Annotated in this window: 17 protein-coding genes and 3 pseudogenes; 8 read left to right on the plus strand and 12 right to left on the minus strand. The window is 73.2% G+C overall.

Annotated elements, in window-relative coordinates; genetic code table 11:
- Both G3I41_RS33960 and G3I41_RS33965 read right to left on the minus strand, forming a co-directional pair.
- Positions 1–603, minus strand: a pseudogene (locus G3I41_RS33960) (hypothetical protein); the annotation flags it as partial.
- 87 nt (positions 604–690) lie between these two features.
- Positions 691–1461, minus strand: a complete 771-nt coding sequence (locus tag G3I41_RS33965; RefSeq protein WP_164404369.1) for an IclR family transcriptional regulator — start codon at positions 1459–1461, stop codon at positions 691–693.
- A gap of 169 nt (positions 1462–1630) precedes the next feature.
- Here G3I41_RS33965 and G3I41_RS33970 point away from each other — a divergent pair, with 169 nt between their 5' ends.
- The 5 genes from G3I41_RS33970 to G3I41_RS33990 all read left to right on the plus strand — a co-directional run bounded on the left by G3I41_RS33970 (position 1631) and on the right by G3I41_RS33990 (position 6323).
- Positions 1631–3151 (plus strand): aldehyde dehydrogenase (NADP(+)), encoded by a 1521-nt coding sequence (locus tag G3I41_RS33970; RefSeq protein WP_164404370.1) that lies wholly within the window; start codon positions 1631–1633, stop codon positions 3149–3151.
- Complete coding sequence (locus tag G3I41_RS33975; RefSeq protein WP_164404371.1) at positions 3148–3753, plus strand: DUF1349 domain-containing protein; 606 nt, start codon at positions 3148–3150, stop codon at positions 3751–3753. Before G3I41_RS33970 ends, G3I41_RS33975 begins: the two co-directional genes overlap by 4 nt.
- Before the next feature lie 49 nt (positions 3754–3802).
- A complete protein-coding gene (locus G3I41_RS33980) occupies positions 3803–4291 on the plus strand; it encodes a GNAT family N-acetyltransferase (protein WP_164404372.1) in 489 nt (162 codons plus the stop codon).
- Between the two features lie 115 nt (positions 4292–4406).
- Entirely contained in the window at positions 4407–5126 is a 720-nt protein-coding gene (locus tag G3I41_RS33985) for a DsbA family oxidoreductase (protein WP_164404373.1), read from the plus strand.
- A gap of 135 nt (positions 5127–5261) precedes the next feature.
- A complete protein-coding gene (locus tag G3I41_RS33990; RefSeq protein ID WP_164404374.1) occupies positions 5262–6323 on the plus strand; it encodes an aminotransferase class V-fold PLP-dependent enzyme in 1062 nt (353 codons plus the stop codon).
- A 44-nt stretch (positions 6324–6367) separates the two neighbouring features.
- Here G3I41_RS33990 and G3I41_RS33995 read toward each other — a convergent pair whose 3' ends face one another.
- From G3I41_RS33995 to G3I41_RS34020, 6 genes are all read right to left on the minus strand, one after another.
- Positions 6368–7381, minus strand: coding sequence for a VOC family protein (locus G3I41_RS33995; RefSeq protein WP_164404375.1), 1014 nt, complete (start codon positions 7379–7381; stop codon positions 6368–6370).
- A 100-nt stretch (positions 7382–7481) separates the two neighbouring features.
- Positions 7482–8375, minus strand: a complete 894-nt coding sequence (gene thpD / locus G3I41_RS34000) for an ectoine hydroxylase (RefSeq protein ID WP_164404376.1) — start codon at positions 8373–8375, stop codon at positions 7482–7484.
- A 4-nt stretch (positions 8376–8379) separates the two neighbouring features.
- Positions 8380–8778 (minus strand): ectoine synthase, encoded by a 399-nt coding sequence (locus tag G3I41_RS34005; RefSeq protein WP_164404377.1) that lies wholly within the window; start codon positions 8776–8778, stop codon positions 8380–8382.
- 61 nt (positions 8779–8839) lie between these two features.
- A complete protein-coding gene (ectB, locus tag G3I41_RS34010) occupies positions 8840–10102 on the minus strand; it encodes a diaminobutyrate--2-oxoglutarate transaminase (RefSeq protein WP_164404378.1) in 1263 nt (420 codons plus the stop codon).
- 83 nt (positions 10103–10185) lie between these two features.
- On the minus strand, positions 10186–10650 hold the full coding sequence (gene ectA, locus G3I41_RS34015) for a diaminobutyrate acetyltransferase (RefSeq protein ID WP_164404379.1): 465 nt from the start codon (positions 10648–10650) through the stop codon (positions 10186–10188).
- A gap of 384 nt (positions 10651–11034) precedes the next feature.
- The gene (locus G3I41_RS34020) at positions 11035–12141 is read right to left on the minus strand and encodes an aminotransferase class V-fold PLP-dependent enzyme (protein WP_164404380.1); all 1107 of its coding nucleotides are present in this window, start codon (positions 12139–12141) and stop codon (positions 11035–11037) included.
- A 133-nt stretch (positions 12142–12274) separates the two neighbouring features.
- On the opposite strand from G3I41_RS34020, the gene G3I41_RS34025 reads away from it, so the two are divergent.
- Positions 12275–13375 carry an amidohydrolase family protein gene (locus G3I41_RS34025; protein ID WP_164404381.1) on the plus strand — a complete coding sequence of 367 codons (1101 nt, stop codon included), beginning with the start codon at positions 12275–12277 and terminating at the stop codon, positions 13373–13375.
- 323 nt (positions 13376–13698) lie between these two features.
- On the plus strand, positions 13699–14823 hold the full coding sequence (locus G3I41_RS34030; RefSeq protein ID WP_164404382.1) for an SCO1860 family LAETG-anchored protein: 1125 nt from the start codon (positions 13699–13701) through the stop codon (positions 14821–14823).
- Positions 14824–15205: 382 nt separating this feature from the next.
- On the opposite strand, the pseudogene cobC reads toward G3I41_RS34030, so the two are convergent.
- Positions 15206–16837, minus strand: a pseudogene (gene cobC, locus G3I41_RS34035) (Rv2231c family pyridoxal phosphate-dependent protein CobC).
- Between the two features lie 6 nt (positions 16838–16843).
- On the opposite strand from cobC, the gene G3I41_RS34045 reads away from it, so the two are divergent.
- Positions 16844–17566 carry a ZIP family metal transporter gene (locus G3I41_RS34045; protein WP_164404385.1) on the plus strand — a complete coding sequence of 241 codons (723 nt, stop codon included), beginning with the start codon at positions 16844–16846 and terminating at the stop codon, positions 17564–17566.
- Between the two features lie 14 nt (positions 17567–17580).
- On the opposite strand, the gene G3I41_RS34050 is transcribed toward G3I41_RS34045, so the two are convergent.
- The 3 genes and pseudogenes from G3I41_RS34050 to G3I41_RS34060 all read right to left on the minus strand — a co-directional run.
- Positions 17581–18951, minus strand: coding sequence for a cobyrinate a,c-diamide synthase (locus G3I41_RS34050; protein ID WP_164404386.1), 1371 nt, complete (start codon positions 18949–18951; stop codon positions 17581–17583).
- The gene (cobO, locus tag G3I41_RS34055) at positions 18945–19544 is read right to left on the minus strand and encodes a cob(I)yrinic acid a,c-diamide adenosyltransferase (RefSeq protein WP_164404387.1); all 600 of its coding nucleotides are present in this window, start codon (positions 19542–19544) and stop codon (positions 18945–18947) included. Before cobO ends, G3I41_RS34050 begins: the two co-directional genes overlap by 7 nt.
- Positions 19544–19988 (minus strand): annotated as a pseudogene (locus tag G3I41_RS34060) (magnesium chelatase); the annotation flags it as partial. The pseudogene G3I41_RS34060 and the gene cobO, both read right to left, overlap by 1 nt.

Genomic DNA, 19988 nt, shown 5'->3' on the forward strand with positions numbered 1-19988 from the left:
GCCCGCCGCCCACAGCAGGTGCGCGGTGCCGGGCGCCAGGGCCAGCAGCGAGGCGACGACGGCGGCCACCCGCAGCGCGGGGGCGGTCGGGCTCGCGGGCAGCTCGCCCAGCGCGCCCTGCCAGAGGCGGCCCCAGCGCTCGCGGGCGTACAGCACGAACAGGGCGCCGAGGGACAGGCCCTGGAGGATGAAGCCGCCGTAGACGACGCCGAACACCCACTCGCTCAGGAACGGCCGGCCGCCCGCGGCCTCCGCGCCGCCGGTGCTCCCGCCCAGCGTCCGGACCAGCAGCTGCGCCGGATAGCCGGTCATGATCGGCAGCAGCAGCCCGGTCGCCGTCCACACCGGCAGCGCGAGCAGCCAGGCCGGCACCCGCAGCCCCCACGGCCGGGTGAGCAGCAGGGCGAGGACCACCACCGCGCCGTCCATCAGCACCGAGCCGCCGTTGGCGACGGCCATCAGGGCGCGGTGGTCCAGCAGGCCGCTGCCGTCCGGGATCCCGACGCGGCTGCCCGCCACCCAGGCGGTCTTGAGCGTGATGTACGGCAGACAGGACACGATGGCGACGGAGCGCAGCACGGCGCGCGCGGAGACGGGGCTCATGAATCCCACGCTGCCGGGCGGCGCGTCCCCGCACGTCCTGCCGGGTGACGATCCGCCTCCGCCGCGCGGGGGAGAGGGACCGGGGCGTCAGAGCCTGCGGGTGGCGAGCGTCAGCCGGTCGCGCGCGTCGAACAGCGCGTCCTTGACCATCTGTTCGTGCGCGGCCGTGAGCCGGGCGACCGGCACCGAGCAGCTGATCGCGTCCCGGGCCGGGGTGCGGTACGGGACGGCGACACCGAAGCAGCGCAGCCCCAGCGTGTTCTCCTCGCGGTCCACCGCGTATCCCTGCTCGCGGATCTGGTGCAGTTCCTCGATGAGCTTCTCGCGGTCGGTCAGGGTGTGTTCGGTGAGCGCGGGCAGCGTCTCGGGCAGCATCTTGCGGACCTGCTCGTCGCTGTGGGTGGCCAGCAGCGCCTTGCCGAGCGAGGTGGAGTGGGCGGGCAGCCGGCGGCCGACGCGGGTGAAGGGCCGCAGATAGTGCTGGGACTGGCGGGTGGCGAGGTAGACCACGTTGGTGCCGTCCAGCCGGGCCAGGTGGATGGTCTCCGTGGTGTCGTCGGCGAGCCGGTCGAGCGTGGGACGGGCCGCGGCGACGACCTCGTCGCCGTCGATGTACGAGGTGCCGACCAGCAGGGCCCGTACGCCGATCCCGTAGCGCGTGCCCGTCGCGTCGGTCTCCACCCAGCCCAGCTCGACCAGGGTGCGCAGCAGCATGTAGAGGCTGGACTTCGGGTAGCCGACGGCCTCCTGGACCGCGGCGAGCGAGTGCATGCCGGGCCGCCCCGCGAAGTACTCCAGCAGCTCGACCGTCCGTACCGCGGACTTGACCTGTGCCCCACCCGACTCGGGAACCGACATCGCCCTGTGCCCCTTTCACCCCGCCGACGAAACCCTGCGACTTCTTGCCAACACCGAACGCCCGGAAATAGAGTCGCTTCACATTCACGTTCAGGAACGCTGTTCAGAATACCGAACAGCTTATACCGGACGACATCTGATGTGCGGCAGTGGAGCGGAAGGAAACACGGTGGCAGCAACACCAGTCTGGAGCGTCGACCCCCGCACCGGGAACCCGCGCGAGCAGGTTGCGGTGGAGGCCACAGCGGAGGAGGTCGACCGCGCGGTCCGCGCCGCTCACGCGGTCCGCGACTCCCTCGCCGACCGCGCCACGCGCGCCGCGTTCCTGCGTACGGCCGCCGAGCTGCTCACCGAGGCCGGGGAGCACGTCATCGAGGCCGCCGACGCCGAGACGGCCCTCGGCCCGGCCCGGCTGACCGGTGAACTCGCGCGCACCGCGGCCCAGTTGCGGGCCTTCGCGGAGGTCGTCGACGAGGGCGCCTACCTCGACATCCACATCGACCACGCGGACGCCACCCGCACCCCGCCCTGGCCCGACCTGCGCCGCTACAAGATCCCGCTCGGCGTCGTCGCGGTCTACGCCGCCAGCAACTTCCCGCTGGCCTTCTCCGTCCCCGGCGGCGACACCGCCAGTGCCCTCGCGGCCGGCTGCCCCGTCGTCGTCAAGGCCCACCCGGACCACCCGGCGACCTCCGAGCTCTGCGCCTCGGTCCTGCGCCGGGCCGCCGCGCGCACCGGTCTGCCCGAGGACGTCGTCACCCTCGTCCACGGTTTCGACGCCGGCGTCGCCCTCGTCCGGCACCCGCTCGTCGCCGCCGCCGGCTTCACCGGCTCGGTGCGCGGCGGGCGTGCCCTGTTCGACGCGGCCGCCGCCCGCCCCGCCCCCATCCCCTTCCACGGCGAGCTGGGCTCCCTCAACCCCGTCGTCGTCACCGAGGCCGCCGCCGCCGAGCGCGGCGAGGAGATCGGCGCGGGCCTGGCCGGTTCGATGACCATGGGCGCGGGCCAGTTCTGCACCAAGCCCGGATTCGTCCTGGTCCCCGCGGGCGAGGGCGGCGACCGCCTGCTCAAGGCGCTCACCGAGGCCGTCAGCGACAGCGAGGCCGGCGTCCTGCTCGACCACCGCATGCGCGACGCCTTCCTCGCCGGGGTCACCGAGCGCACCGCGCTCCCCGGGGTCGAAGCCCCCGTCACCCCCGGCGCCGGCGGCGAGCACACCGTCGCGGCCGGCTTCCTGACCGTCCCGGCCCGCACCCTCACCGCCGAGGGCCCGCACGACGCGCTCCTGGAGGAGTGCTTCGGCCCGGTCACCGTCGTCGCCCGGTACGCCTCCGAGGACGAGATCACCGCCGTCCTCACCCGCCTCCCCGGCAACCTCACCGCCACCCTCCACATCGCCACCGAGGAGGCCGGAGGCGGCGCGGCGGACCTGCTCGCCGCCCTCACCCCGCTCGCCGGGCGCGTCCTCGTCAACGGCTGGCCGACCGGCGTCGCCGTCGCCCCCGCCCAGCACCACGGCGGCCCCTACCCGGCCACCACCTCCACCTCCACCTCGGTCGGCGCCACCGCCATCGAGCGCTGGCTGCGCCCGGTCAGCTACCAGACCACCCCCGACGCGCTCCTCCCGCCCGAGCTGCGCGACGCCAACCCGCTGGGCCTGCCCCGCCGCGTGAACGGAAACCCCGCGTGAACCTCCCCGAACTCCCCTTCGCGCTCCAGCCGTACGGTCCCGAGGGTGACTGGGCGTACGAGAACGGCGTGCTCACCGGCCGCGCCGGCGCCCGCCAGGACCGCTTCGTCCCGCCGGGCGGCGACACCCTGGAACCGGCGAGCGACGCGCCCCGGCTCCTCGGCGCGGCCCCGGCGGGCGACTTCCAGCTCATCGCCCGGGTGAAGGTGGGCTTCGCCGCCGCCTTCGACGCGGGCGTGCTCTACCTCCACGCCGGCGACCGGGAGTGGGCCAAGCTCTGCCTGGAGCTGTCTCCGGAGCGCCCGACCGTCTGCACGGTGGTCACCCGGGGCCACTCGGACGACGTCAACTCCTCCGTCGTGGACGGCGACACCCACTGGCTGCGCCTGAGCCGAACGGGCCGCGCCTTCGCGTTCCACGCCTCGGCCGACGGCGAGAAGTGGACCTTCGTCCGCGTCTTCGCCCTCGGCACCCCGGAGCAGGCGGCCGCCGTCTCCATCGGCTTCCTCGCCCAGTCGCCCACGGGCGAGGGCTGCGAGGTGGCCTTCGACCGGATCGCCTTCCGGCCACAGGGCCCGGCCGACCTCCGCGACGGCAGCTGACGGGCCGGGGCGGCGGAACCGGCGCCCCGGCCCGTACGTCCTCCCCACCATGATCCGTACAGCGGAGCGGGACGACCTCGACGCGATCGTCACCCTGCACACCGAGGCCAGGGCCACCTACTACAGCGGCCACCTCGCCGAGGAGGAGTACGCGGGCCCGGCCGAGGTGGGCCGGGCCCGGGACGGCTGGGCCCGCGCCGTGGACCGGCAGGACGCCACGGTGCTCGTCGCCGAGGAGGACGGCGCCCTCGTCGGCGTCGCCGCCCACTCCGTACGCGACGGATGGACGTACCTCACCCAGCTCCACGTGTCCCCGGCCCACTGGCGCGAGGGGGTCGGCAGCGCCCTGCACCTCGCGTGCGTCGCCGACTGGCGGCGGCGCGGTGTGACGCGGGCCCGCCTGGAGGTCTTCGAGCCCAACAAGCGGGCCCAGGCCTTCTACGCGGCGTGCGGCTGGGTCCCCGACCCGGAAACCCCCCGGCACGGCGGCCATCTGGTGCTGCGCCTCGCGGTGACGGAAGCGCCCGGGAGAGGCTGAGCACATCGGCCGCGGGTCCGGGAATGGCACCGGCCCGCCACGTGTTGGGGCGGGGAGCGGAGGGTGCCTCCGCGCCGCACAGCGGTCGCCGACGAGTCCGGAGAGAAGAAGAGTCATGCGCGTCGAGATCTGGAGCGACATCGCCTGCCCGTGGTGCTACATCGGCAAGGCACGCTTCGAGAAGGGCCTGGCGGGCTTCGCCCACCGCGACGACGTCGAGGTGGTGCACCGCTCCTTCGAGCTCGACCCCGGCCGCGCCAAGGGCGACACCGAACAGGTCATCGACATGCTGGCGCAGAAGTACGGGCGCACGCCCGACGAGGCCCGCTCGATGGAGGCCAACGTCGCGGCCAACGCCCGGGCCGAGGGGCTCGGCTACCGCACCGAGGGCCGCGACCACGGCAGCACCTTCGACATCCACCGCCTGCTGCACCTGGCCAGGGCCCGCGGCCGCCAGGACGAGCTGCTGGACCTCGCCTACCGGGCCAACTTCGCGGAGGACCGGTCCGTCTTCGACGACGCCGTCCTGCTGGACCTGGCCGTCGAGGCGGGACTCGACGCCGACGAGGCGCGCGCGGTGCTCGCCGACCCGGAGGCGTACGCCGACGAGGTGCGCGCCGACGAGAGGGAGGCGTCCGAGCTGGGCGCCAACGCGGTGCCGTTCTTCGTGTTCGACCGGCGCTACGGCATCTCCGGCGGCCAGCCCGCCGAGGTCTTCGCCCAGGCGCTGGAACAGGCGTGGAAGGACCGCCCGGTGACCGCCGCCGCCGACGCGGCCGCCTGCGACGCCGACGGGGCCTGCGCGGTCCCCGGAGCGGCAGCCCGGAACGCCTGACCCCGCCCCGCGGGCCGTCGTCGGCGGCCCGCGTTCCCGGCCCGCGCCCCGGCACCTGACGCATAAGCACCGCTTGGGGTTTCCCGTGAAATTTTGTCAATTGACCCCAGGTCGGCCAGGGCTCAGGCTGAAGGCATGACGATCTCTCCGCTCAGCCGTGCCGCAGCCGCCGAGTTCGCGCCCGAGACCACCTACCTCAACACCTCCACCTGCGGGCTGCTGCCCCGCCGCACCGTCGACGCGGTGAAGGCCCTGGCCGAGGAGGGCGCCACCGGCCGCCGCGCGGGCTCGGGCGACTTCGAGGCGGTGGACCGGGCCCGGGAGGGCTTCGCACGGCTCGTCGGTCTCGCGCCGGGCCGGGTCGCCGTCGGCAGCTCGGTCGTCGCCCACGTCGGGCTGATCGCGGCCTCGCTGCCGCCCGGGTCCGAAGTGCTGGCCCCGGAGGGCGAGTTCAGCTCGGTCGTCAGCCCCTTCGCGGTCCGCGGCGACCTCGACATGCGGTACGTGCCGCTGGACGGGCTGGCCGAAGCCGTACGCCCCTCCACCGCGCTGGTCGCCTTCTCCTCGGTGCAGTCGGCGGACGGCCGGCGCGCCGACCTGGACGCGGTCCGGGCCGCCGCGGCCGTCCACGGCGCCCGCACCCTGGTGGACGCCACCCAGTCCGCCGGCTGGCTGCCGCTGGACGCCGGGGCCTACGACTACACGGTCACCGGCGGCTTCAAGTACCTGCTCTGCCCGCGCGGTACGTCCTTCCTCACCGTCACCGAGGAGGCGCAGGAGGACCTGAGGCCGGTCGACGCGGGCATGGCCGCGTCCGAGGACCCGTGGGGCAGCGTGTACGGACCGGTCACCAAGCTGGCCTCCGACGCCCGCCGCTACGACGAGCCGCCCGTCTACCTCGCGTACCACGGCGCCGAGCACTCCCTCGCCCTGCTCCACGAGGTCGGCGCGGACGCGCTCCACGATCACGCCGTCGCGCTGGCCGGCCGCTTCCGCTCCGGCCTCGCGGCCCTCGGGCACACCGCCGTGGCGGCGGACACCGCCGTCGTCGCGGTGCCCGGGCTCGGCGACCGGGCACCGGAACTCGAGCGGGCCGGGGTGCTGGTCGCCGGCCGGGCCGGCAATCTGCGCGCGTCCTTCCACCTCTACAACACCGAGGCGGACGTGGACCGCGCGCTCGACGTACTCGCCCCCTGAAGCGGGTTGCGAAACGCCCGGATCCGGGCCTTCCGCGACACCCTTCAGGCGTCCAGCGGGGCGCTGTGCCACCGCCACGACGTCATGCGCTCACGGCCGGGGAGTTCGGCGCGGCCGGTGGACCAGAGCAGTACGGCCCACCGGTCCTCGTCGTCCGGCGCCCCGGGGAAGAGCCGGGCCAGCGTCCGGTCGCACAGCTCGGCGGGCGGTTCCCAGGAGACGCCCAGGGCCGAGGCGATGTCATGGACGTGCACCAGGGTCTCCACGATCCCCATCGCCGCGAAGCCCTCCGGGTCAGAGACCCCGTAGCTGTGGAACGAGCGGGTGGCCGGGGAAGCCGTACGGACCATCGCGGCCAGCAGCGCGCCGCTCGCCTCCACGGTCTGGAGCAGCCCCGCCACACCCGCGTCCGGGTCCGCGAAGACGGAGTTCCCCGGGCCGCCCTCGCGCCGGGGAGCGCAGTGGTAGGGCACGTAGGTCTCCACCGACGGCGTACGCGGGCCGAGCTGGACGGCGTAGGCGAACAGGTCGTCGCTCAGGTGCTCCGCGGTCTCCCAGCAGTCCCACGTCAGCGTCCCGGCGGGGACGCGCCAGTCGCCCTCCGCCGCGCCGGCGAGCGTGTCGACCGCCAGCCGGACCGCCCGCGTCACGTCGTCCGCGGTGACCGGCAGCCGCGTGCCGGTGAGCGCCGCCCGTTCACCGGCGCCGCACTCCACGCAGAACTCGTTGCCCTCCGGGTCCGCCAGCGTCGCCCAGCCCCGTCCGTTCGGCTTGCGGTGGTCGGCGACCAGGGTGGCGCCGAGGGCCAGCAGCCGCTCGACCTCCTCGTCCCGGGTCCGGTCCTCGGGCCGGATGTCCAGGTGGACGCGGTTCTTGGTCTGCTTGCGGTCCGGCACGGTGACGAACAGGAGGGCGGCGCCCGGCGCTTCGACCAGGGCCTCGGGGTCGCCGGGGTGGTCCTCGTCGGAGAGCGGGGCGCCGAGCACGGCCGCCCAGAAGGTGCCCAGGGTGTAGGCGTCGGCGCAGTCGATGGTGATGTGCTGTACGTGGGATGTCATGCGCTCACTGTCGCCGCACGGTCCCGCTCCGGTCCACCGAGATACGCCGGGGAGGGTGGCACGGTCTTCCGTACCACCCTCCCCAAAGCCCTGCCGGGACCTACTTCACCGGGGTGAAGTCGCGCGCCCCGATGAACTCCGGGCGGCGGACCGGCGCCGCGAACGGCTCCTGCGCGGTGTTCTCCACGCTGTTGAACACGATGAACACGTTGCTGCGCGGGTAGGGCGTGATGTTGTCGCCCGAGCCGTGCATGGCGTTGCAGTCGAACCAGGTCGCCGAACCGGGCTTGCCGGTGAAGAGCCGGATGCCGTGCCGGTCGGCCATCTTCGTCAGCGCCTCGTCGGACGGGGTGCCCGCGTCCTGCATCTGGAGCGACTTCTTGTAGTTGTCCTTCGGCGTCTCACCCGCGCAGCCGAGGAACGACTTGTGCGAGCCGGGCATGATCATCAGCCCGCCGTTGGTGTCGTGGTTCTCGGTCAGCGCGATCGACACGGACACCGTCCGCATGTTCGGCAGACCGTCCTCCGCGTGCCACGTCTCGAAGTCCGAGTGCCAGTAGAACCCCGAAGCCCCGAACCCGGGCTTGACGTTGATCCGCGACTGGTGGACGTAGACGTCCGAACCGAGGATCTGGCGGGCCCGGCCCACCACCCGCTCGTCGGCGACCAGCCGGGCGAAGACCTCGCTGATCCGGTGGACCTCGAAGACCGACCGGACGGACTGCGACGTGGGCTCGATGATGGAGCGCTCGTCGGCGCGGACGGCCGGGTCGGTGATCAGCCGTTCCAGCTCGGCGTGGTAGCCGGCCACCTCGTCCGGGGTGATCAGCTGGTCGACCGTCAGGAAGCCGTCGTGCTCGTAGCCTTGGAGCTCCTTGGCGCTGATCGGACCCGGTGCGCCCGGCGCGGACCAGATGACCGGGTCCTGGCGGGGAGTGGTCATCTCGGCGGCGCCGCGCGAGGGGTACAGGTCGGTGCGTACGTCGGTGGTCATGGGTTCAGCCCTCCTCGGTCAGCAGTGGGTAGACACCGTTCTCGTCGTGCTCCTCCCGTCCGGTGACCGGCGGGTTGAAGACGCAGACGCAGCGGAAGTCGGACTTGGGCCGCATCGTGTGGCGCTCGTGGCCGTCGAGCAGGTACATGGTCCCCGGCGTGATCCAGTGCTTCTCACCGGTCTCGTCGTTGGTGAGCTCGGCCTCGCCCTCGACGCAGAGGACCGCCTCGATGTGGTTCGCGTACCACATCGACGTCTCGGTGCCCGCGTACATGGTGGTCTCGTGGAGCGAGAAGCCGACCTTCTCCTGGGCGAGCACGATGCGCTTGCTCTCCCAGGTCCCGGAGGCGGCCTTGATGTGCCGGTCGGTGTTCTCGACGTCGGCGAACGATCGGACGATCACGGTGGTTCGATGCCTTTCTCTTTACGGATCTCTCTGCGAGGTGAGGTGTGCGGTCCGGACCTCAGGCGGTCTCCCGGACGGCACGGGCCAGCGTGCGCAGGCCCTCGTCCAGCTCCTCGGGCGTGATGGTGAGCGGCGGCAGCAGCTTCACGACCTCGCTCTGCGGGCCGGAGGTCTCCAGGAGCAGTCCCAGCTGGAACGCGCGGGCGCAGACCGCGGAGGCGCGCGCCGGGTCCTCGAACTCCAGGCCCCAGACCAGACCGCGGCCCCGGAACCGGGCGCTCTCGTGCTCGCCGCAGATGGCCAGCATCGTCTGCTCGACCTGCTCGCCGCGAGCCAGCGTCTGCTTCTCCATCTGGCCGTCGGCCCAGTAGGCGTCCAGCGCGGCGGCGGCGGTGACGAACGCGGGGTTGTTGCCGCGGAAGGTGCCGTTGTGCTCGCCCGGCTCCCAGACGTCCAGCTCCGGCTTGAACAGGCAGAGCGACATGGGCAGTCCGTAGCCGCTGATGGACTTCGACAGCGTCACGATGTCCGGCGTGATGCCGGCCTCCTCGAAGGAGAAGAAGCCGCCGGTACGGCCGCAGCCCATCTGGATGTCGTCGACGATCAGCAGCATGTCCTGGCGGTGGCACAGGTCCTGGAGCGCGCGCAGCCACTCGGCGCGGGCCACGTTGATGCCGCCCTCGCCCTGGACGGTCTCCACGATCACGGCGGCCGGGTGGTTGAGCCCGGAACCCTGGTCCTCCAGGAGCCGCTCGAACCAGAGGAAGTCGGGGACCTGGCCGTCGAAGTAGTTGTCGAACGGCATCGGCGTGCCGTGCACCAGCGGGATGCCGGCACCGGCCCGCTTGAACGCGTTCCCGGTCACGGCCAGCGAGCCGAGCGACATGCCGTGGAAGGCGTTGGTGAAGGAGACGACGGACTCGCGGCCCTTGACCTTACGAGCCAGCTTCAGGGCCGCCTCGACGGCGTTGGTGCCCGTCGGGCCGGGGAACATCACCTTGTACGGCAGGTCGCGGGGGCGCAGCACGACGTTCTGGAAGGTGTCCAGGAAGGCGCGTTTGGCGGTGGTCGCCATGTCGAGGCCGTGCGTGATGCCGTCGCGTTCGATGTAGTCGATCAGCGCGCGCTTGAGCACCGGGTTGTTGTGGCCGTAGTTGAGCGAGCCCGCGCCGGCGAAGAAGTCCAGGTACGAGTGGCCGTCCTCGTCGGTCAGCCGGGCGCCCTGGGCGCGGTCGAACACGGCGGGCCAGCCGCGGCAGTAGCTCCGGACCTCGGACTCAAGGGTTTCGAAGACACTGAGGGCGGGCGGGGTGATGGTCACAGCGGGTCTCCTGCGTGAGGTGGTGTGACGGGCGGCGTTGAAGGAAGCTGCGGCGGGCCGGCGGCCCGGCGGGGGAAGTGCGCTCAGGCGTGGAACGGCCCGATGCGGTACAGCACTTCCGGCAGATGGGTGCCTTCGGGGAACAGTCCGCCGTCGAAGAGCACCTCGCGCTCCAGGGCCACGTCGTGGCGCCGCGCGTAGGAGGTGAACAGGCGGTCCGACGCGGTGTTGTCGGGGGTGACGGTCGTCTCGACCGAGGCCAGGCCCTGTTCGGCGGCGACCCGCGCGGTCAGGGAGTCCAGCAGCTTCGCTGCCAGGCCCGTACCGCGGTGGCCGTGGTCGACGGCCACCTGCCAGACGACGAGCGTCTCGGGGCGGTCCGGCCTGATGTACCCCGTCACGAAGGCGACCGGGGAGCCGGTCTCGTCGCGGGCGACCACGGAGGTCGCCGCGAAGTCACGACACCACAGCAGGTAGCTGTACGAGGAGTTGAGGTCCAGGACCTCGGAGTCGCGGGCGATGCGCCAGATCGCGGCTCCGTCCTCCACTCGTGGCGTATCAATCGTAAGGAATTCGCTTCGGGCACTTGCAAAATCTGCTGGTGCGGCGGTCATGGCATTTGAATTTACCCAGCAAATTTCTAAATTGCATCGACGCAAGGGGTTGGGTGGGACGCCCGTCTGTGTTATCAGGCGGGTGCGCGCACCAGCGCGAGCCGCCTTCGGTTTCTGATGTTCTGTCCGGTATTTATCGGGCAAATTGCCGTCTGTGTGGAGTCGGTCACAAGCTCATAACTCTCCCCACACACAAGCGAAATGGGCCCTGGGGGCAGCTCGATAACTGGGGCGTTTAGCCTGGAGATAAGCGGGCATAAGAATGCGGGGAGCTGCTCGGATTCAAGCAGCTCCCCGCATTGTTGGTAAGACGTGCTTTTATGCGCTGGGCCAGGTTTCCGAAACGGCCTTCCGGGCAGCTTCCAGATCGACCTGCCGGCCGGTCCCGGCCAGCGCCGACCCCAGAGCCGCGAGCGAGGAGAGCACCGCGCCCCGCGTCGCATCCACACCGTAGTGATTGACCCGGATCATCTCCTTGGCCAGCGCGCCCCCGCCCGCGATCAGCGGCAGCGAGGGCTCGCCCGCGAGCGCCCGCGCGACCAGGTCGGAGGCGTCCACCCCCGCGGGCACGCGCAGCGTGGTCGCCACCGGCGCCGCGTCCCGTGCCTCGTGCACATACGGGGTCAGGCCGCCGCCCAGCGCCACCGCACCGGCCCGGGTGGCCGCGGCGGCCGCCGCGTGACGGGCCATCAGCGCGTCCAGGCCCTCCGCCTCGATCCGCTCCACACACGCTTCCAGGGCCAGCATCTCCAGCTGGGCCGGGGCGTGCAGCAGCGCCTTGCGGCCCCCGTCGATCCAGCGCTCCTTCCAGTCGAGGAGCGACAGGTAGGACCGGCGCGGCGCCTGCGGGTTGGCGGCGATCCGCTCCCAGGCCCGCGCGCTCACCGACACCGCCGAGACCCCGGCCGGGCCGCCCATCGCCTTCTGCGCCCCGATCACGCACAGGTCCACGCCCCACTCGTCCGGCAGCAGCGGCTCGGCGCCCACCGAGGCGACCGCGTCCAGCATGAACAGCGCGCCGTGCGCCCGCACCACCTCGCCGATCTCCGCGACCGGATTGGTGTTCCCGGTCGCCGCCTCGGCGTGGACCAGGGAGACGAAGTCGATCCCCGGGTGCGCGGCCAGCGCCTCGGCGACCTGGTCCGCGGTGACCGCCGTGTGGAACGGCACCTCCAGGTCCACGACCTCGGCCCCGCAGTCGCGCAGCCAGTTCCCGAAGGTCTGCCCGTAGGGGCCGGTCACGACGTTCAGCGCCGTCGAACCGGGCCGGGCGCCGCCCCGGATGCAGCCCTCCAGGGGCAGGAGCGCCTCGCCCTGCATGATGACGACGTCCTGCTCGGTGGCCAGCAGACCGGCCACCCGCCGCTCGATCGCCGCGAAGTGCGCGGCGGTCAGCGGAGCGAGGTCGAGGAAGGGGTGCGTCACGGCGGTGCTCTCTTCGGTTTCGGTCGGCGGGCTCCGGCCTGCTGACCGGGCGCCTCCGAGAGTACCCAGCACCGCCCGGACGGGCCGGGACAGGGCATGCCGCACGCGGTGGGCCCCTCGTACAGTGCTGTGCATGAGTGATCACGAGGCATCGCGGGTGCTGCATGTGAAGGGGCGGGTGCTCGTCGGACCCGAGGAGGTCAGGGACGAGCTCTGGGCGGTCGGCGGCCGGATCACCTACGAGCGGCCGCCCGGCGCGGACGACGCCGTCACCGTCACCGGCTGGGCCCTGCCCGGGCTGGTCGACGCCCATTGCCACGTCGGGCTCGACCACCACGGCGCCGTCGACGCCGCGACCAGCGAGAAGCAGGCCCTGGACGACCGGGAGGCCGGGGCGCTGCTCCTGCGCGACGCGGGCTCGCCCGCCGACACCCGGTGGATCGACGACCGAGAGGACCTGCCGAAGATCATCCGGGCCGGCCGGCACATCGCCCGGCCGCGCCGCTACACCCGCAACTACGCCTGGGAGGTCGAGCCCGACGAACTCGTCGCCTATGTGGCCCAGGAGGCGCGCCGGGGCGACGGCTGGGTCAAGCTGGTCGGCGACTGGATCGACCGCGAGGTGGGCGACCTGACGGCGCTCTGGCCGCGCGAGGCGGTCGAGGCGGCCATCGCGGAGGCGCACCGGCTGGGCGCCCGGGTCACCGCGCACTGCTTCGCGGAGGACTCGCTGCGCGATCTGGTGGAGGCCGGGATCGACTGCGTCGAGCACGCCACGGGCCTCACCGAGGACACCATCCCGCTCTTCGCGGAGCGCGGTGTGGCGATCGTCCCCACGCTGGTCAACATCGCCACCTTCCCCTCGCTCGCACAGAGCGGCGAGGCGAAGTTCCCGCGCTGGTCCGCCCATATGCGCCGGCTCCACGAACGCCGTTACGACACCGTGCGCGCCGCCCACGACGCCGGGGTGCCGGTCTTCGTCGGCACCGACGCGGGCGGGGTCCTGGCGCACGGCCTGGTGGCCGACGAGGTGGCGGAACTGGTCAAGGCGGGCATCCCGGCCCTGGAGGCGTTGTCCGCGACGACCTGGGGAGCGAGGGCCTGGCTCGGCAGGCCGGGGCTGGAGGAGGGGGCGCCGGCCGACCTCGTGGTGTACGACGAGGACCCACGGGAGGACGTGCGGGTGCTGGCCGGACCGCGCCGGGTCGTCCTGAACGGCCGCGTGATCGGCTGACGCACCGCGTTGACCAGCAGTGACCGGAGGACGGTTCGTTCGTTGAACCCTCTCCGCGCCTGCGAGGAGGCGATGTTACGCGCCGCCCTCGCGCGGTCCGAAACGCCTCCGGTGCTCAGTGAAACGGGTGAACCCGAGGAACGCACGTGCCGGAATATTCGAATACAGACGCGGAAACCCCCCTTTGGGGTGAACTGGCCCCAGGTGTCCGCCAGTTCACCCTCTGTGCGTAAAGATTCACGGAGTCGAGGCCACCGGTGCCCGCGATGTCCCCCATTGGACGGCGCCGGTGGCTCCATGTCTCCTGTGGGGGTTCCACCATCTTGAACAGCAACACCTTCCGCCTCGCCGCCCTGGCGGTCGCCGCCGCTCCCGTCGCCCTTCTGGTCACGGCCCCGGCCCATGCCGCCCCCACGACGACCACCACGGCCGACGGCGGAGGAAAGGCGAGCGCGGTCGTGCTCCGCACCGCACTCGACGTCTCCCTCCTCAACAAGACGGTCGACGTGCCGTTGAAGGTCACGCTCAACGAGGTGCGGGCCCCGCGCACCGCCGAGGAGACCGCGCTCAGCGCGCGGCTCGACGGGGTGGACCGCGGAAAGCCGTTCAGCGTCCTCAAGGCGGACGTGGCCACCGCGAAGGCCACCGCCGACAAGCGCCGGGCGGCCGGCTACAGCAACCTCGCCAAAGCGAGGGTCAGCCTCCCGGGCCTGTCGGTGTTCCCGCTGATCGAGGTGGAGAAGGTCACCTCGAAGGCGGTCTGTGCGGCGGGCAGCCGGCCGGTCGCCGAGTCCAACGTGCTCGGGCACGTGTCGGTGCTCGGCAAGCGCGTCACGCTCACGGCCGGGGGCACCGCGCGGGTGGCGGTGCCGCACGTCGGCGAGGTGACGCTGGACCTGTCCAGGGCGGAGACCACCTCGCGCACGGCCGCTGCGGTGGCCCTCCGGCTGAAGGTGTCGGTCAACCCGGGCAAGCTGAACGTCGCGGAGGTCAACGGCGAGGTCACGCTCACGGAGGCGACCTGCGAAACCCCGAAGGGCCACGGGGGCCACACGGGCGGCGGCGACAACGGCGGCGGCCACAACGGCGGGAACGAGAACGGCGGGAACGGGAACGGCGGGAACGGCGGCGGTGACAACGGGGGCAACGAGAACGGCGGCGCGACCGGGGGCGGTTCGACGGACGGCGGCTCCGGGAACGGCGGCGCGACCGACGGCGGCTCCGGGAGCGGCGGCTCCACGGGCGGCGGCGACAAGGGCGGCTCGACCGGGGGCGGCGGCGACGTGAAGACCCAGACGGGCACGGACCAGGCACCGGCCGCCACCGACGCGGACCTGGCCGAGACGGGCAGCAGCTCCAGCACCCCGTACATCGCGGGCGGCGCGGCGCTCCTGCTGGCGGCCGGCGCGGGCGCCATGGTCGTGACCCGGCGCCGCGCCCGAGGCTGACGGCCCGAGGCTGACGGCCCGAGGGGAGGAGCCCCGGGGGAGGGGACGGTGAGCGGTGCTCCGAGGGGGGAGCACCGCTCACCCGTTTGAGCACCTATCACCGGCTGGAGCGGGCCTCCTCGCCCCGATCCTGCAACGGAGCACCGCTCATAAAACGGAGCACCCTCATAAAACAGAGCGCCGCTCATGAAGCGGAGCACCGATCCAAACCAGGCAGTGCCCATGGCCCGGAGCGGTGCCCACCATCAAGATCACCGCTCACTATCCGGAGCGCGCTCACTACCTGGAGCGCCGCTCACCGCCCGGAGCACCGCTCACCACCCGGAGCGCCGCTCCCCGCCCGCATCACCGCCCACCACCCAGAGCACCGCCCACCCCCGCCCTACCGCCCCGCCACCGTCAACGCCTGGAGCGCCAGGTCCAGCGCCTGGAGGAAGCGGTTGGTCGTCGTCCGGTCGCGTACCGCCAGCCGCAACCAGCCGTCCCCGAGCCCAGGAAACGTATCTCCTCGCCGCGCCGCGAACCCCAGCATCCGCAGCCGCTCCCTGATCTCGGCGGCCCCGTCGAGGCGGACGAGCACGAACGGTCCCTCGGCCGGCTCCACCACCCGGACCTCCGAGAACTCCCGCAGCCCGGCCACCAGATGGGCCCGGTCCACCACGATCCGGTCCGCCGCACCGGCGGCCTCCGCCAGCGCCCGGGGTTCCACGCACGCCTCCGCCGCCGCCAGCGCGGGCGACGACACCGGCCACAGCGGTTGCGCGGCCTCCAGGGCGCGGATCGTCTCCGGGGCGGCCGCCACGTAACCGATGCGGAGCCCGGCGAGCCCCCAGGTCTTGGTGAGGCTGCGCAGGACGACCAGCCCGGGGACGTCCGTACGCCCGCACAGGGCCTCGCGTTCGCCCGGCACCGCGTCCATGAACGCCTCGTCCACCACCAGGGTCCGCCCGGGACGCGCCAGGCGTTCGAGGGCGGCGGCGGGATGGAGTACGGACGTCGGGTTGGTCGGGTTGCCGACGACCACAAGGTCGGCGTCGTCGGGCACGTCCGCCGGGTCGAGCCGGAAATCGTCCTCGGCCCGCAGCAGCACCCGCCCCACCTCGTGCCCGGCCGCACGCAGCGCGGCCTCCGGCTCGGTGAACTGAGGGTGCACCACGTACGGCCGCCGGGCGGGCAGCGCACGGGCGATCAGGACGAACGCCTCTGCCGCGCCCGCCGTCAACAGCAGGCGGTCGGGCGGCAGTTCGTGCCGTGCGGCAACGGCCTCGCGGGCCTCGCGGCCGTCCGGGTACGCGGCGAGCGTGCCCAGGGAGCCGGCTATGCGCTCCTTCAGCCAGGCCGGAGGGGTGCCGGCCCGTACGTTGACGGCGAGATCGGTCAGATCCCGGCCCCGTCCGCGTACTTCGGCGTCGCCGTGGTGACGCAGATCGTGGGTGCCCGTGCCTGTCGCGTCGGGACTCTCAGTGGGAGTGTGCATGACCGCCGTGGTGGGGGTGTGGTGTGGGGGTGTGCGCCGTGACCTGGGTGGACTCCGGCACGATGACTATGCGCCCCGCACCCTGTTTCACGCAACGGTCCCGACGCTTCACGCAATGTTCCCGACGGGCCGGCGCGCGACCGCGCAGGTGGCCATCGACGGGCGCCCGTCGCGCGGCCGTGACGTCCTCTTGGGGACGAGGAGTTGGCCGCCCTCGGCGAGAGCGGCGGCCTCGGCCACCGAGGGGGTGCCGAGGGCGGCGAGCGCCGCGCCGGAGGGGTGCGGGACGGGGACCCGGGCGAGCACGTCCGCCGGGTACGCGCGCAGCGGGACGCCGAGCCGGACGGCGGCGGCCAGCACCCCCGGCTCCCCGGCCTTCGCCGTTACGGTGACCAACTCGGCGATCTCCGTGAGCCCCGCCTCCCGCAGCACCTCCAGGACGAGCCCGGCCACCTCGTCGGCGGAGACGCCCCGGGAGGCACCGACCCCGACGACGAGCGCGCCGAGATGCGCGGAGCGGGGTCCATCGGCTAGCAAGAGGCCATGGCGGTGTTCGTCGCGCTCGGCGCGTTCCTGATGACCCTGGCGGGCGGCTGGGTCGCCCAGCGCGTCAGCGACCGCCGCCACCTGGTCCTCGGTCTGGCCGGCGGGCTGATGCTCGGCGTGGTCGGCCTGGACCTGCTGCCCGAGGCGGTGGAGGCGGCGGGCGGCCTGGTCTTCGGCGTCCCGGCGGCGCTGCTGCTGTTCGTCGGCGGCTTCCTCGTCGCCCACCTCGTCGAGCGGCTCCTCGCGGTGCGCCAGGCGGCACACGGGGCGGCCGATGAGCGCGTCCCGCAAGTCGGACTGACGGCGGCGGCCGCGATGGTCGGCCACAGCCTGATGGACGGGGTGGCGCTCGGCGCGGCCTTCCAGGTCGGCGGCGGGATGGGGGCGGCCGTGGCGCTCGCCGTGATCACGCACGACTTCGCGGACGGCTTCAACACGTACACGATCACCAGCCTGTACGGGAACGCCCGCCGCAGGGCCCTCACGATGCTCTTCGCGGACGCGGCGGCGCCCGTCGTCGGAGCGGCGACGACGCTGCTGTTCACCCTGCCGGAGGAACTGCTCGGCTGCTATCTCGGCTTCTTCGGGGGTGCGCTCCTCTACCTCGCCGCCGCCGAGATCCTGCCCGAGGCCCACCACGACCACCCGGCGCGCTCCACACTGCTGTGCACGGTGGCCGGCGTGTGCTTCATCTGGCTGGTGGTGGGCCTCGCGCAGTGACCCCGCCTCCGTGTTCACCCCCGGCACCGCTCGACGAACCGTGTAGCCGCCCCGGGCGACGCGGCCCAGTGGGTGTGCAGATAACTCGCGTGCACGTTGCCCCGGACGAACCCCTCCACGCGCCGCTCGGGCCGGTGCATGCCCCAGGCGGGCTCGTCGCCCGCGCCGGGCTCGATGACGGTCCGGTGGAACTCGTGCCCCCGCATCCGCGCCCCGGCGGGCGCCAGCACGTTGTCGGTGAGCGCCACGGCGTCCCGGTACCCGAGCGTCAGCCGTTTGGTCATCCGCGCGTCGGCGTCGAGCACCCCGCACATCGGCAGCCCGTCCAGTGACCGCGCCAGATACAGCAACCCGGCACACTCGGCGGCCACCGGCGCCCCCGACAGCGCCAGCTCCGCCACGGCCTTCCGCAACGCTTCGTTGGCGGACAGCTCGGGCGCGTACACCTCGGGGAAACCGCCCCCGATGACGACGCCCCGGGTCCCCGGCGGCAATGCCTCGTGCCGCAGCGGATCAAAAGTCACGACGTCAGCCCCCGCAGCGGCGAGAAGCTCGGTGTTCTCGGCGTACGAGAACGTGAAGGCGGCCCCACCGGCGACAGCGACGAGGGGCTTCACCTCCACGCCACCCGGCCCCTCAGCCGCGCCCCTCGCCGCCCCGTCCGCAGACCACTCCCCACCGGACAGGGCCGGCGCCGACCGCGCCAACGCCAGCAACCCCTCCAGATCGCACCCGGCGGCCACCTGCCCCGCCATCGCCGCGACGGCGGCCACCGCTTCGGCCCCCCGCTCCGCCACCGGCACCAGCCCCAGATGTCGCGACGGCACGGCAACCCCCTCCACCCGCCGCAGCACCCCCAGCACCGGCACGCCGGACTCCTCCAGCGCCTCCCGCAACAGCGCCTCGTGCCGGTCGGACCCCACCTTGTTGAGGATCACCCCGCCGATCCGCACCTCCGCGTCCCAGGACGCGAACCCGTGCACCAGCGCCGCCACCGACCGCGACTGCGAGGACGCGTCCACGACGAGCACCACCGGCGCCCGCAGCAGCTTCGCCACATGCGCGGTGGACGCCAGTTCGCCGAGCCCCGAAGCCCCGTCGTACAGCCCCATGACGCCCTCGACGACGGCCAGCCCGCACCCCCGCGCCCCGTGCGTGAACAGCGGGGCGACCAGCTCGGGCCCGCACATGTACGCGTCGAGGTTGCGACCCGGGCGCCCCGTCGCGAGCGTGTGGAAGCCGGGGTCGATGTAGTCGGGGCCCACCTTGTGCCCGGACACGGCGAGCCCGCGCGCGGCGAACGCGGCCATCAGCCCCGTGGCGACGGTGGTCTTGCCGCTCCCGGACGAGGGCGCGGCGACGACCAGGCGGGGGATGTTCACCACTCGATGCCCCTCTGGCCCTTCTGCCCGGCGTCCATCGGGTGCTTGACCTTCGACATGTCCGTGACCAGGTCCGCCGCCTCCAGGAGCGCGGCGGGCGCGTTGCGGCCGGTGATCACCACGTGCTGCGTGCCGGGGCGGTCGCGCAGCACCGAGACGACCTCGTCGGTGTCGATCCACCCCCAGTGCAGCGGATAGGCGAACTCGTCCAGCACGTACAGCCGGTACGTCTCGGCGGCCAGGTCGCGCTTGACCTGCTCCCAGCCCTCGCGGGCCTTCGCCTCGTTGTCCGTCTGGTCGTCGCGCTGGACCCAGGACCAGCCCTCGCCCATCTTGTGCCAGGCGACGGAACCGCCCTCGCCGCTCGCGCCGAGGACCTTCAGCGCGTTCTCCTCGCCGACCTTCCACTTCGCCGACTTGACGAACTGGAAGACCCCGATGGGCCACCCCTGGTTCCAGGCGCGCAGCGCGAGCCCGAAGGCCGCCGTCGACTTCCCCTTGCCGATGCCGGTGTGCACCATCAGCAGCGGCCGGTTGCGCCGCTGCCGGGTGGTGAGTCCGTCGTCCGGCACGCTCTCCGGCTGTCCCTGCGGCATTACGCGACCCTCCTGTCGGTGTGCCCGGGGCCCGCGCCCCGGACGTCCTTGACCAGCCCGGCGATCGACTCGGCGCGCAGCTCGTCCAGCGTGACGGCGGTGCCGCCCAGGTCGGCGGCGAGGCCCGCCGCGAGTCCCAGCCGCACCGGTCCCGTCTCGCAGTCCACGACGACCGACGCCGTGCCCTCGGCCGCGTGCAGCCGGGCGGCCCGAGCGGCCAGCGCCACCGGGTCCGGTCCGCCGGTCGCCCGCCCGTCCGTCACCACGACCAGCAGGGCCCGCCGGGACGGGTCGCGCAGCCGCTCCACCCGCAGCACGTCGTGCGCCTTCAGCAGCCCGGCGGCCACCGGGGTGCGCCCGCCCGTCGGCAGCGACTCCAACCGGGCCGCCGCCGCGTCCACCGACGAGGTCGGCGGCAGCGTCACCTCCGCGCCCCGGCCCCGG

It is taken from the genome of Streptomyces sp. SID9727, assembly GCF_010550605.1.
Classification (GTDB): Bacteria; Actinomycetota; Actinomycetes; order Streptomycetales; family Streptomycetaceae; genus Streptomyces.